Here is a 13,696-nt window from a genome sequence, read left to right as displayed (position 1 = left end):
TCGCATCACATCACTCCAACGAGCTTCTCCCGGGCGGGGGTACTCCGGGAGGGTCCGGCCGTGCCGTGCGCGGGCGGGAACGCCCGCACGACGAGCCGCGCGGCCAGGTAGGACAGCAGTACGGACAGCGCCAGCAGCAGCCCGAACTCGCGCATGAGGGCGAGGTCGGACAGCGCCAGCACGGCGAACCCGGTGCCCGAGGTGAGGGCGGCCAGGGTCACCGCGGTCCGCAGGCGCGGGTCGCGCGAGCGGACGGCGTCGCAGGTCATGACGGTGAACTCGCAGCCGACCGCGGCGGTCAGGGACCCGAGCGCGACGGTGAGCGGGTTCAGCGGGATGCCGAACGCCCAGAGGATGAACAGGTTGGCGCCCGTCGCGAGCACGGCGGCCAGTGCGGCGCGCAGCGCGTCGCGGCGGTGCCGCAGCCCGACGGCGAGCACCAGCGCCGCCGCGACCAGACCGGCGGTGCCGGCGAGGTAGCGGTCGGCCGAGACGAGCTCGTAGCCCTGCACCGCGACGGCGGGCAGCCCGGACACCTCGGCGACGAAGCCGGGCGGGGCCGGGGGGAGCTCGGCGGTGATGGCGTCGGTCAGCCGGCGGAGCCGGTCGAGGTCGTCGAGCCGGACACCGAACGACAGCACCGCGACCTCGCCGTCGGGCCGCAGCACGGCCCCGGTGAGGTACGGCGGCAGCAGCCGGACCCCGGCGCGGATCTGCTCCTGGTCCGGGGTGGGGCCGAGGAACGACAGCAGCGACGGCGCCGACAGCGCGGGCCGGGCCTCGTCGCCGTGCAGCCGCACGATCTGCTGCTGGGCCGTGGTCATCCACTCCCAGGCCTGCGGGGTGAGCACGTCGCCCGTCCCGTCGGTGGAGCGCAGGACGACGGCGAGCTCGCCGCCGGAGCCGAGGACCTGCTCGACCCGGGTGGCGTCGTCGACGGCGGGCAGGCCCGCCGAGAGCGCGTCGACGCTGGTCTGCAGGGGCAGGAAGGGCAGCGTGGCCCAGCCGCCGACCGCGACCAGCCCGGCCAGGACGACCGCGACCAGCCGCGACCGGCCCGGGCGGGTGACCGGCCCGGGCCCGTCCGGCGCCGCCGCGTCGTCGCCGGCGGGTGCACCGGCGTCGGCCGGGTCGGCGTCGGGGGCGACCGGGTCCGTGTCGGCCGTGTCGGCCGGGTCGGCCGGGTCGGCCGGGTCGGCGGCGGCATCGGGTGCGGGGTCGGTCGCGGGGTCGGCCTGCGCGTCGGACGCGGGCCGGTCCGGGCCGGCCCAGCCTCCGGGCCGGTAGACGAACCAGCCGAGGGCCACCGCGAACGCGACACCCAGGGCCAGGGTCGACCCGAGGTCGCGCACGAACGGCAGCGGCGAGAGGAGCAGCGCGCCGAACCCGGCCGCCGTGCCCGCCGCGACGACCACGACCGTCCGCGGCCGCGCCCCGCGGGCGAAGTAGGTCGGGTAGTAGCTGCCGAGCCCGACCAGCACCGGCAGGAACGCGACGACCCCGAGCGAGACCGGGCGCCCGGCCCAGCCGAGCACGGCCAGCGTCGCGGCCGTCGCGGCGAGGGTCACCGCCAGCGGGATCAGCCGCCGTCGCCGCCGGGTCCACGGGACCAGGAACAGACAGAGGCCGATCGCGACGACCGCGACGGCACCGAGGACCGGGGCTTCCCGGTCCACCGCGACACCGAGCGAGGCGGTGATCGCGGGGACGCCGGAGACGGTCGCCTCGGCGGGCAGCTGGGCCTGCGCGACGGTGTCGTTCACCGCGGCGACGAGCTGCTCGGTCCCGGCCTGGTCGAGTCCCTCACGGGGGCGGACCAGGATCGCCAGCGACCGGTCGTCGGGGACGACGTAGCGCCACTGCGGTCGCGGCTCACCGCCCGATCCCATGATCGAGTGGTCGATGAAGCGCTGGTTGCGCAGCGTCGGCAGCCCGACGGGCAGGCCCTGCACGATCAGCGGGCCGTAGCGGGCGTCGAAGGCGGCGACGGCCGCGTTGCCGGCCGCCACCGGGTCCTCACCGCGCTGTTCGGCGGTGATCGCCGCGGCGCGCTGCAGCCCGTCGCGGCGGCCGGTGAGCTCGGCGAGCAGCTTCTGCGACTGCGACGCCAGCTGGTTCAGCGTCGTCGCCGGGCCGTAGACCGACGCGACGTCCGGCAGCTGCGACAGCCTGCCCTCGACGCCGAGCACCTGCGGCAGCACGTCCCGGTCGAGCAGGCCGGGGGCCTGCGGGGCCCGCAGCAGCACGACGATCGGGTCGCCGCCGAAGGAGCGGGCGAGCTCGGCGTAGCGCTGCACCGACGGGTCCGACGAGGGCAGGAACGACTCGACGCCGGTCTCGACCTTCACCCGGGACACGCCCACCGCGGTCAGCGCCGCCAGGACCAGCACCATGATCAGGACGAGGCCGGAACGCCCCGAAGGGCGCAGCGCCGCGGATGCGGCGCTACGCCCTTCGAGGGTCGTGCGGAGGCGGCGGATCATCCGCCCAGCCCGAACAGTCCACCACCGGACGGCTCCGGCTCCGGTGCCGGCCGGCTGCCCCGGGCGGCGTCGCCCTCGGGCTGCGGCCCGACCGTGGGAGCCGGTCCGGGTGGCGGCGACTGGTTCGCCGGTCCGGGGTCGGCCACCTGCGGCGGGGGCGCGTCGTCCTCCGGGCTGTTCTGGGTGCCCGGCCGCGGGTACGGGTTGTTGTCGTCCAGCGGCGGGATCTCGTTCAGCGGGACGGGGTTCCCCGCGAACGACTGCGCGTGGAACACCAGCATCACGCGCAGGAGCGTGCCGTTGGCGTCGCCGCGCGACACCGTCTCACCGAAGTTGGTGAAGAACTGGTAGATGTCGCCGCCGTAGGGCTTCAGGTACTCCAGCATCGGGTTGAGCTGGAGCAGGGCGCGGTCGGCCTCGGGCAGCAGGGCACGCAGGTCGTCGGAGAACTGCGGGACCTTGTCCAGGGTGACCGGGGCCTTGCCCAGGGTCGCGTCGAGCGAGGGCAGCAGCCCCCGCAGGTCGCGGGTGGTGGCCGGGAGCTCGTTGAGCGCGGCGTTGAGCGCCGGTGCCGCCCGGTCCAGGTTCGCCGCGACCGGGCCGAGCCCGCCGGCGAGCCGGGACAGGTCGTCGCTGGCGTCGTCGGCCGCCTTCAGCGTCGGCGGCAGCTCCCGGATGGTGTTCTCCAGGTCGGTGCGGCTGTTCGCGGTGACCTCGGTGACCAGGTTGGCGTCGGTCACCAGGTCGGCGATGCGGCCGCGCTGGATGTCCAGCGCGGCGAGCACCGCGGCGGTGTTCTGCGACAGCTGCTCCAGGTCCTTCGACTGCGCGGCGAGCGCGTCGAGGGCGGTGCCGCCCTCGCGGCCCAGCTGGCCGAGGCCGGCCAGGGCACCGTCGACGCCGGCCTGGGAGTCCTTCGTGGCCGCACCCAGCGACTGCAGGGTGGAGGCCAGCGCGACGCGGCGGTCCTCGGGCAGGGTCCGGATCAGGTCGTCGAGCAGCACCGCCGACTGGACGGCGCCGTCCGGGAGCCGGCTGCCGTCGGGCAGCTCGGCACCGCGGCCGTCGACGAGGGACACGTAGGTCTCCTCGACCAGGGTCTTCGAGTTGATCCGGCCGGTGACGCCCTCGTGCAGCGGGATGGCGTCGGCGTCGGTCATGTTGACGAGCACGTCGGCGCGCCCGTCCGGGGTCGCCTCGACGGTCAGGACCTTGCCGACCTTCACCCCGTTGAGGGTGACGTCGGACTGCGGGACCAGGTTGTTGACCTTGTCGACGTGGAACGCCGTCGTGTACTGCTTCTGGGTGTATCCGGGCACGTAGCCGCCGACCGAGGTCCAGAAGAACAGGAACACGAACGCCGACGCCGCGGTGAAGGCGAGCAGGATCGTCGTCCTGATCGCGGGGAGCGCGGAGTGGGGGATCTTCATCCGGGGGTCACCTCCTTACCGGGGCGTCTGGGTGAGCTCGTCGGCGCCGGGCGCCGGGATGGTGGTCGGGCCGAACTGGAGCAGACCGCGCAGGATGCCGCCGTTGGCGTCGCGCAGGCTGGTGACCGACGACGTCTGGTAGACGAAGGCGTTCAGGTCCGGCAGGTACTGCTGGAGACCCGCGGTGACCGGGTCGAGCCGGCCGGAGATCTCCTTCAGCGCGGGCAGCGTCCCGTTCAGGTCGTTCACGAACGGGCGCAGGTCCGCCGCGACCGGCTTCAGCTTCTGCGCGACCGGGCGGGCCTTGTCGACGGTGGTGTCGAGCGTGTCGACGGTGTCGGTCAGCCGGTCCAGGGCGTCCGGCAGCTGCTCCGAGGCGGCCCGGACGTTGTCCAGGGTCGGGTCGAGCTGGTCGGACAGCTGCTGGACGTTGCCGGTGGCCGCACCCAGGTTGTCGACGACGCCGGGCAGCTGGTTCAGCGAGTCGCGCAGGGCCTGGCTCTGCGCGGACACCGTCTTCAGCGTGGTCGACAGCGAGTTCGCCAGGGTGGTGAGGCGCTTCTCGTCGCCGCCGACGGCGGTGGACAGCTGACCGATCGAGGTGACCAGGCGGGCGAGGTTGTCGCGGCGCCGGTCGAGCTGGTCGACGACCGGCTTGAGCCGGTTGACCACCTCGGTGGTGGCGCGCACGCCCTGCGGGAGGTCCTGCGGCGCCGTCGCCAGCGCGACGTCCGAGGCCTCCAGCAGCGACTGCACCGCGGCCAGCGCGTTCTGGTCCAGGTGGGCCAGTGCCGCGTCGATCTGCACCGGCGGCTTGGCGTTGGCGACGGGCAGCACGCCGTAGTCGTCGAGGACCTTGCCGGCCGGGGTGCCGGGGTCCATCTCGATGTACATCTCGTTCAGCGGGCTCTTCGGCCGCAGGACCACGGTGGCGTTGTCGTAGACGGGGCCGTCGTAGTCGTTGCGGTCGATCGCCAGCAGCACCCGGGCGGTGCCCTCCGGCGTCAGCTCCGAGGAGCGGATGTCGCCGACCGGGACGCCGGACATCCGGACCTCCTGGCCGCGGCCCGGAGCGAGCGCCGGGGTCTCGGAGAAGGTCGCGTAGACCATCTTCTCGTTCGCCCACGGAGCGACGAACCGCTGCTGGGACAGGATGTAGCCCCCGCAGACGAGCCCGAGCACCATCACCACGCCGAGCGCGATGACGTTGCGGCCCAGCCCCGGCTCGTTCCGGACGCGGTCCAGACCGGACCGCACCCGGGCGCCGAGGCCCCGCGGGGCCTCCGGTGCAGGTGTGGGAGTTGCCGTCATCATCGACCACCCGTCCCGTGGAAGATCTGCTGGAACATGTTCTCCAGGCTCACCGAGCCCAGGCCGGGCACGGTGCCGAGCCCGGGACCGGGGTGGAAGGACACCGCGTGCCCGTTGGGGTCGACGTAGGCGCCGGTCTTGTTCAGGTTCGAGAACATGTGGCCGACCTCGTCCTTGAGCGGGACACCGCGGTTGTCGACCGCGGAGTAGGGGCCCTCCCCGACGAACGGGGTGTTCAGCGAGTCCAGGACCGGACCGTTGAGCCGCTCGAGCGGAGCGGGCAGGTCGTCGAAGACCCTGGTGGCGCCCTCGCTGGCCGGGATGAGGCCCTCGACCAGCGGCCGGGTGTCGACCAGCGCGCCGCGCAGGTCGGACACCAGCGGGCGGGCGTTGGCGAGCACCGGCTCGGCGCGCCCCAGGAACCCGTCGAGCTCCTGGACGGTCGGCCGGGCCGGGCCCGCGGTGTCGCGCAGCTTGTCCAGCGACACGTCGAGCCGCTTGAGGCCGGCGTCGGTGGTGTCGAGGACGCCGGGCAGCTTGTTGATCGCGTCCGCGACCGGCCCGGAGGTCTCGGCCATGACCTGCGTGGTGTCCTGCAGGTTCGCGACGATGCCGTCCAGCTGGCCGGGCTCGCGGTTGAGCGTGCCGGTGGTCCGCTGCAGGCCCCGGACGACCTCGGTCAGGTCCTTCTCCGGCTGGGTGCCGCGCAGGGACTCGATGACCCCGGCGCCCGGGCCGAGGGTCCCCGGCGCCGCGGCGAGGAGCTCGTGCAGCGCCTCGTTGCCGCCGGCGTTGCCGAGGGTCTCGTCGAACTGGGTGACCGCGACCTTCGCGCCCTCCAGGGCGTCGGGCTGCAGGCGCTCGGCGACGTCGTCGACCTCGGTGGGCAGCCGGGTGCGGTCCACCGGGATCTGCTGGGTCCACTCCGCGGTGCGGTCACCGCCGGGGACGATGTCGATGTAGAACAGGCCGGACAGCAGGGTCGTGGGCCGCAGGCGCGCCGACGGCTGGTCGCCGACGGTGTTCACGACCTTCGGGTCGACCACGACGGTCACGATCGCGCCGCCGTCGGGGGCCGGGTCGACCGAGCTGACGACACCGGAGTCGACACCGGCGACCTTCGCCTTCGACGCGTCCTCGAACAGGAACTGGTTCGCGGCGAAGTGGATGGTGCGGGTCTCGGACCCGGTCAGCTTCATCAGCAGCGTCGTGACCTGCGGCTTGAACAGCCCGAGGACCAGCGACAGCAGCATCAGGCCGATGACGGCGAGCGCGGCCACCCAGAGCGGGAGGCGGCGCCGCAGCCGCGGCGTGGCGGTGGTGCCCTGTGCGGGGGCGCTCATCAGTTACCTCCGAGAAGGCCGCCGCCGGCGGCGCTGTCGCCCTGGCCGGGCTGCTCCTGGGGGGTCCGGTTGGACGGGCCCGGGGCGGGCAGCAGGCCGAGCGAGGCGTCGTTCGGTGCCTGGCCGGGGGCCGGGTAGGGGTCGCCCGCCCGCGTCGGGTCGGGCAGACCCGCCGCACCGGCGAAGGACTCCGGCCGGACCATCAGCGTGAACCGCAGGTGGTGGCCGGCGGCGTCACCGTCGGACAGCGCGAAGCTGGCGTTGGTGAACCACTGCGCGATCTCCGGCGAGTAGGGCGCCAGCACCTGCAGCGGGGTGTTCGCGAAGCCGACTCCCTGGGTCACCTTCGGCGCGACGGGGCGCGCGTCGGCGACGGCGGGGGTCAGCGAGCCGAGCGCGGGCTCGGCCGAGTCGGAGACACCGGGCAGCTTGTCCAGCGGCTGCGGGGCCTCGACCAGCACGCCCCGCAGGTCCGGGGTGGCGTCGCCGAGCGAGCGGGCACCGGTCTGCAGCTGCGTCATCGCCGAGTTCGTCGACGCGAGCGGCTGCTGCAGGTCCTCCAGGGCCTTGCGGGCGGCCGGCAGCGCCTCGGGGGCGATGTCGAGGGTGTCCCCGAGCGCCTTGCCCTTGTCCGCGTTGATCGCCGCGAACGTGGTGTCGAGCTGGCCGACCAGCGAGGAGATCTCCTGCTCGCGGCCCTGGAAGCGGGACGACAGGCTCTCCAGGGACTGGAGCATGCCGGTCAGGTCGCGGCCGCCGTCGACCGACAGCGACCGGGCGGTCGTGCCGAGCGAGGGCAGGATCTGCGGACCGGCCTTCGCCACGTCCTGCAGGTCCTGGCCGTGTCCGGCGGCGCCGTTGCCGAGCTGCTGGAGGGCACCGCGGGTGGCGTCCTGGGTGGCCGGGTCGAAGACCTTGGCCAGGTCCAGCAGCTGCACCGCGCCGCGGGAGCGCTGGACCGGCAGGACGTCGTCCTCGCCGAGGAGGCCGGCCTGCTCGTGCCCGATGTCGAGGTCCAGGTACTGCTGGCCGAGACCGGACCGGCCGGTCACCGCGGCCGAGCCGTCCTTGAAGACCTCGGTCGCGGCGTCGTCGAGCTGCATCCGGACCTGCGGGACGCCGTCGGCGACGGTGATGTCGTCGACGCGCCCGACGCGGACCTGGCCGACCCGGACGTCGTTGCCGACGGCGAGGTCACCGGTGTCCGACACCGCGGCGGTGCGGAACTCGTGCTGGGCGAAGGGCAGCCCCTTCTGGGCGTTCAGCGCGACGTAGAGGAAGAACCCGGCCGCGACGAACATCAGCAGGCCGATCAGGCCGGACCGGAAGCGCGCGCCGCGCTTGGGCTTGGCACTCGCCATCACTGGCCTCCCAGCAGTGTTCCGAGCGCGCCCTGCTCCTGCTCGGGGCTGAGCCCGGTGGCGCTGCTCTCGGGGGTGGGCTGGCTCTGCAGCAGGGTGTTGGAGTCCTGACCCGGCTGGGCCGCGGTCCCCGGTCCCGGCTGGGACGGGGCGGGCTCGTTCACCTGCTGGTTCGGGGTGGCGTCCGGGGCGGGCGCGGGCGCCATGTCCGGCAGCCCGCCCGGCACGAAGCCGGTGACCGGGTCGCCGTTGAGCACGTAGCTGGCCCGGAAGTAGTGGGACAGCCCGTCCTTCTCGTTGGTGGTCAGCGCCCAGTTCCGGATGAAGCCGAGGACGTTGCCGAGGTTGCCGTTGAGGTCACGGACGATCGGCTCGGCGCCGGTGACGGTGCGCTGCAGGTCCGGGCCCGCGGCCCGGAGCTCCGCGGCGACCGGCTGCGCCTGGTCGAGCAGCTCGCTCGCCCGGTCCAGGACCGGGTCGGCCGAGGCCAGCGCCGGGTCCGCCGAGTCGGCGAAGCGCTGCAGCTCGCGGCTGATGTCCACCAGGTTGTCGGTGGTCGGCCGCAGGTTGCCCAGGGTGACCGCGGTGGACTGCGCCGTGCCGGCGAGCTCGCCGAGGGTGGCGCGGGCCGCGGCCAGGGTGCCGGGGAGCTCCTGCAGGGTGCCGCGCAGCTGCGCGTCGCGGGCGGCGGTGGTGTCGAGCAGCGACGTGGTCGAGGCGACCAGGCCGTCGAGCCGCCTGCCCTGGTCGACGGCGAGTGCGCCGGTGACCGGCTCGACCTGGTCGATGACCCGGCCGAGCAGCTCGTTCTGGTCGGACAGGACGCCGACGAGCTGGTTGGTGTCCTTCATGGCCGGGGCGAGCGCGGCAAGGGTCTTCTGGATGTTCTCGCCGTTGTTCTGCGTGCCCTGGCCGAGCGTGGTGACCAGCGCGGCCAGCGCGCCGGCCGTCGGGTCGTCCAGGGTGTCGAGGATGTTCTGCAGGTCGGCCTCCTGGCCGGTCCGCTCGACACCGATCGGCGTGTTCATCGGCAGCTCGGGCGAGCCCGGGGTGCCGGTGTTCAGGTTGAGGAAGCGCTCACCGAGCAGCGAGACCGGGGCGACGGTCACCTTCGCGTCGGAGTGGATCGGCAGGGCACGCGCGTCGACGCGCAGCGGGACCTCGGCGACCTTGCGCTGCGGGTCGAACTGCAGCTGGCCCACCTCGCCGACCGTGACGCCGTTGATCTTGACCTGCTGGCCCGCGAGGATCGGGCTGACGTCGGTGAACTCCGCGATCACGATCCGGCCGGACTCGGCGTTCGAGATGCCGGCCGCGGCGCCGGTGCCCGCGAGGAGCGCGACGAGGCCGACGGCCAGGATCCGCCAGCGGGAGAAGCCCAGGGTCGAGCTCATCGCGGGCCCTCCCCGCTGGCGTCACCGAGCTGCGGCAGGAGCGGCGCGCCCGGGTTCTGCTTGCCGTTGCCGGAGGTCTCATCGGCCGAGCCGGGGGCCGGGTTCAGGTTGGGGACGATCCCCGGCGGCGTGACGCCCGGCGGGTAGATGACCGGCGTGGCGGGGCCGGCCTGCGCGAAGATCCGCATGTAACGGCCGTTCGAGTCGAAGTTCTGGGCGGCGGAGCCCCACGTGGAGAGGAACCCGACGACCTCGGGGGTGTAGGGGCGCAGCGCCTCGAGCACCGGCGCGTAGCCGCCCGCGGTCTCGGCGAGACCCGGCAGGGCGCGGTTCGAGGAGTCGAGCAGGCCGGGGGTGCGGTCGAGCAGCGCCGACGCCGCCTCGAGGGTGGGCTTGAGGTCGGCGACCAGCGGCCGCAGGTCCTGCAGCAGCGGGGCGAGCTGCTCGGACACGCCGGGCAGCTTCTCCGTCGCCGGACGCAGGTCCTCCAGCAGCGGCAGGGCCTCGTCGGTGACGCCGGGGACCTTGTTCAGGGTGCCCTGCGCGGTGCGCAGCGTCGGGGGCAGCTTGGCCAGCGCGGCGCGCAGCTGCTCGCGCTGGGCGGCCGTCGCGCGGGTGCTGGTGCCCAGCTCGTCGACGACGGCGCCGAGGTCCTGCTGGCGCTGGGCCAGGGTGTCGACGGTGCCGTTCAGGTCCGTGACCAGCTTGGAGATCGCGGGACCGTCGGTGCCGATGCCGCGCAGCACGTTGCCGACCGCGGCGAGCGCGGGTCCGGCGGTGTTCACGGTGGCGTTGAGGTCCTGCTCGTGCCCGGTGACGGTGTTCTGCAGGGTCCCGACCAGGCTGGTCAGGCGCGCCCGGGTGGGCTCGTCGAGGGCGGCGAGCACGTCGGCGACCTCGGTCGGCTTCGGGAAGTCGCCCTGCACCATGCCGCCGCTGGGGATCTCGGCGTAGTCCTTGGGTCCGTCCTGCACGAACAGCAGGCGCTCACCGACGACGGCCTTCCACTGGACGTGGACGAACGCGCCGGCGTGCAGCGGGGCGAGGCCGTCGTCGACGGTGAACTCGACGACCGCGTGGCCCTCCTCGGGACGGACCGAGGAGATCTTCCCGGCCTGGAAGCCGTCGATGTAGATCGGCGCACCGGGGATGAGGTTCGGGTTGCCCGCCGGCAGGACGGCGCTGACCGTGTAGGGCTGCGTGCCGCCGACGGCGACGAACACACCCCCGATCACGAGCAGCGCCACCACACCGGCGGCGAGCTTGCCCAGGATTCCGCTCATCGCTCAGTCCATCCCGAGGGGTCCGGCGGACTGCCCCGCGAGGAACTGCTTGACGAACGGGTCCTGGTGCTCGAACGCCTCGTGCGCCGGTCCGTAGTGGACGACCTCGCCCTTCCAGATCAGGCCGACGTAGTCGCTGACCTTGCGGGCCGTCTTGATGTCGTGCGTGACCAGCAGGTACGTACCGCCGTGCTGGTTGTGGACGTCCATGATGATGTCGCAGAGCAGCGAGGTGCGGACCGGGTCGAGACCGGAGTCCGGCTCGTCGAACAGCACGATGTCGGGGTTCATCACCAGCGCGCGGGCGAAGCCGGCGCGCTTCTTCATGCCGCCGGAGACCTCGTTCGGCGCCTTGTGCGCGGCCTTGGCCAGACCGACCTCGTCGAGCGCGGTCATGACCGTCTTCTCGACCTCCTTCTCCGACATCCGCGTGTGCTTGCGGAGCGGGAAGGCGACGTTGTCGTAGAGGTTCATCGAGCCGAACAGCGCGCCGTCCTGCCAGCAGACGCCGAACCGGGTCCGCATGTCGTAGCGCTCGTTCTCGCTCATCGACCAGATGTCGACGCCGCCCACGTAGACCGCGCCGCGGTCCGGGGCGAGCAGGCCGACCAGGTGCTTGATCAGCACCGACTTACCGGTACCGGACGGGCCCAGCACGGTGGTGATGGCGTCGTGCTGGAAGTTGAAGTTGATGTTCTTCAGGATCTGGGTGCTGCCGAACGACTTGGCGAGCCCCTCGACCTGCAGGATCGGGTCGGTCCCGTACCGGAACTCCCGGGTCTCGGTCGACCAGCCGGGGCCACGGGTGGCCGTGGCCTGGGTCCCCCCGTCGTGGACGGGTGGAATCTGCTGGGTGGGGTACTCGGAGCCCGATGGCGTGTGCCGCGGCTGGTTCGGCGAGGTCACTGATCCTCCTGGACGACCTGGCGCGTGCCGGCGCGGGGGAGCCGGCACGCGGATCACGTGCTGCGGGAGCGGTCCCCGGAGGCTTCCGGGGGACCGTGGACGCGGCGTCCGCGTCCTGCGGTGGTGCGGGGAACGAGCACTGCGATCCGGGGAGCGGGCGCGGTGCGATGGACCGGGCGGCGGGGAGCGACGTCCGGTCCGTGGCCGGCTGGGGAGGGCCGGGCCGTGGCGGGGGGAGTCTTCGTCGGGGGCGGGGGATGTCGTCGGGGTGCGGGGCTCCGGGGCCCGGCCGCAGGGGATGTGGCGGCGCGGGCCCCGGAGGGACTCAGTTGGCGATCGGGGAGTTCGTCTCGAGCCCCCAGAAGGCCAGCGTGCCGATGGTCCCGATGACCGAGATCAGCACCAGGTTGATGATCATCGACTTCGCGGTGGCCCGGCCGACGCCGACCGGTCCCCCGCTGGCGTTGTAGCCGTAGTACAGACCCACGCCGACGATCACGATGGACTCGGTCATGATCTTGACCATCACCGCGAACATGTCGTACGGGCTCTGGTACAGCCAGAACAGGTAGAGGAACCCGCCGGGTGAGACACCGCCGAGGTTCACCACCGTGACCAGGTACATCGCCACGTAGAGGATGGCCAGGCCGACGAAGTACATGAACGGCACGGCGATCACGGTGGCCGCGATCCGGGTGCCGACCAGGAAGGACTTGGACTTGATGCCCATGACCTCCATGGCGTCGATCTCGTCGGAGATCCGCATCGAGCCGATCTCGGCGACGTAGCCGCACCCGACCTTGGCCGCGAGGATCCAGCCCCACATGTAGACCGAGAGCTCGCGCAGGCCGCAGTAGGCGTCGAACACCGCCGAGTAGAGCGGGGCGCCGATCTGCTTGAGCGTGTAGCTGGCCTCCAGGCCGCACTGCCCGCCCATGATGAACATCATGAACCAGATGATCAGAGCGGAGCTGAAGATCAGGATGCCCGCCTGGCGGAACACCTCGGGCACGTAGCGGCGGAACATGTCCGGGAAGTCCCGGACGACGTCGGCGGTGAAGCGGCCGATGTCGCCGGCCTCGGTGAGACCGGTCTTGAGCTTGCCGGTGATCGAGCCGAGGCTGACGTCCACGCCCTCCTTGGCAGGTGCCCGGAGTTCGGTGCGGTCGGGGTCGCCCTGGGGCCCCCGGTCGTCGAGCTGCGTCATGTCCGTGACACCTCCCTTACTTGTAGACGCTCATCTGCGGGTTCAGGCCGAGCATGGTCAGCGTGAACACGAAGTTGATGACCCAGATGCCGGCGAAGGAGATGACGACGGCCTGGTTGACCGCCTTCCCCACGCCGATCGGGCCGCCCTTGGCGTTGAGCCCGACGTAGCAGCAGACGACGCCGATGATCAGGCCGTAGATCGCGCACTTCACGACGCTGCCCCAGAGGTCGACCGTGTTGAGCAGGTCGAACAGGGAGCCGTAGTAGCCGGCGTAGCTGGCGTCGAAGATCGGGCCGGCCGCGACGTAGCCGCTGACCAGGCCGACGACCAGCGCCAGGATGTCCAGGACGGCGGTCATGATCGTGCAGGCCAGCACCCGCGGCAGCACCAGCGTCCGGATCGGGTCGACGCCGAGGACCTCCATGGCGTCGATCTCGTCGCGGATGCGGCGGGCGCCGAGGTCGGCGGTGATCGCCGTACCGACGACACCCGCGACGACCATCCCGTTGATGAACGGGGCGAACTCGCGGACCGACGCGAACTCGAAGAACGCGCCGAGCCGGTACGGGATGCCGAAGGTGTAGAAGATCGCCCCACCGGTCAGGCCGGGGGCACCGAACCCGAACCCGAACGCCGCGAGGGACATCGGGAGCCAGGTGAGCTTGAGGATGTCGAAGCACTGGTCTCGGGTGTCGGCCCAGAAGCCGACGGGCTTGCGGACGGCAAGGACGAACACCTTGACCATCAGCTGCCACATCTCGCCGGCCGTGACGAACGGGTCGGCGACCTTCCTGAGCACGCCCGACCCGCCGGAACCCGCCGTCCTGCGCGGTACCTCGACGGTCTCGTCGGGCGTCTGGGTGAGGGTCCCAGGCGTGGTCATAACTCTCCTTCGAGTGCGGGGCCGGAAACAGTCCGGGTCCACCGATCGGAAGTGTCGCTCCGCGGGAGAGGGGGTCACACCTCCCGTGGGGG

10 protein-coding genes are annotated in these 13,696 nt (G+C 72.7%); all 10 read right to left on the bottom strand.

Annotation, left to right across the window (positions count from 1 at the left end):
• Window positions 1–5: 5 nt before the first annotated feature.
• The 10 genes from DMP17_RS27990 to DMP17_RS27945 all read right to left on the bottom strand — a co-directional run bounded on the left by DMP17_RS27990 (window position 6) and on the right by DMP17_RS27945 (window position 13,604).
• On the bottom strand, window positions 6–2,483 hold the full coding sequence (locus tag DMP17_RS27990) for an RND transporter (RefSeq protein WP_337831061.1): 2,478 nt from the start codon (window positions 2,481–2,483) through the stop codon (window positions 6–8).
• Window positions 2,480–3,913, bottom strand: coding sequence for an MlaD family protein (locus tag DMP17_RS27985; protein ID WP_337831060.1), 1,434 nt, complete (start codon window positions 3,911–3,913; stop codon window positions 2,480–2,482). Before DMP17_RS27985 ends, DMP17_RS27990 begins: the two co-directional genes overlap by 4 nt.
• A gap of 15 nt (window positions 3,914–3,928) precedes the next feature.
• Complete coding sequence (locus DMP17_RS27980) at window positions 3,929–5,224, bottom strand: MlaD family protein (RefSeq protein WP_226354651.1); 1,296 nt, start codon at window positions 5,222–5,224, stop codon at window positions 3,929–3,931.
• Window positions 5,224–6,567 carry an MlaD family protein gene (locus DMP17_RS27975; RefSeq protein WP_226354650.1) on the bottom strand — a complete coding sequence of 448 codons (1,344 nt, stop codon included), beginning with the start codon at window positions 6,565–6,567 and terminating at the stop codon, window positions 5,224–5,226. The genes DMP17_RS27980 and DMP17_RS27975 overlap by 1 nt, the downstream gene beginning before the upstream one ends.
• Entirely contained in the window at window positions 6,567–7,928 is a 1,362-nt protein-coding gene (locus DMP17_RS27970) for an MlaD family protein (protein WP_226354649.1), read from the bottom strand. The genes DMP17_RS27975 and DMP17_RS27970 overlap by 1 nt, the downstream gene beginning before the upstream one ends.
• Window positions 7,928–9,322 (bottom strand): MlaD family protein, encoded by a 1,395-nt coding sequence (locus DMP17_RS27965; RefSeq protein ID WP_226354648.1) that lies wholly within the window; start codon window positions 9,320–9,322, stop codon window positions 7,928–7,930. The genes DMP17_RS27970 and DMP17_RS27965 overlap by 1 nt, the downstream gene beginning before the upstream one ends.
• Window positions 9,319–10,605 (bottom strand): MlaD family protein, encoded by a 1,287-nt coding sequence (locus tag DMP17_RS27960; RefSeq protein ID WP_178376682.1) that lies wholly within the window; start codon window positions 10,603–10,605, stop codon window positions 9,319–9,321. The genes DMP17_RS27965 and DMP17_RS27960 overlap by 4 nt, the downstream gene beginning before the upstream one ends.
• Window positions 10,606–10,608: 3 nt before the next feature.
• The gene (locus tag DMP17_RS27955; RefSeq protein ID WP_051050105.1) at window positions 10,609–11,355 is read right to left on the bottom strand and encodes an ABC transporter ATP-binding protein; all 747 of its coding nucleotides are present in this window, start codon (window positions 11,353–11,355) and stop codon (window positions 10,609–10,611) included.
• A gap of 481 nt (window positions 11,356–11,836) precedes the next feature.
• Window positions 11,837–12,718: an ABC transporter permease gene (locus DMP17_RS27950; protein ID WP_178376681.1), complete on the bottom strand. Its 882-nt coding sequence runs from the start codon at window positions 12,716–12,718 to the stop codon at window positions 11,837–11,839.
• A 16-nt stretch (window positions 12,719–12,734) separates the two neighbouring features.
• Window positions 12,735–13,604: an MlaE family ABC transporter permease gene (locus DMP17_RS27945; protein WP_226354647.1), complete on the bottom strand. Its 870-nt coding sequence runs from the start codon at window positions 13,602–13,604 to the stop codon at window positions 12,735–12,737.
• Window positions 13,605–13,696 lie beyond the last annotated feature (92 nt).

The sequence above is a fragment of the Pseudonocardia sp. TMWB2A genome (genome assembly GCF_017312135.1).
This window is presented reverse-complemented; position numbering and strand designations above follow the sequence as displayed.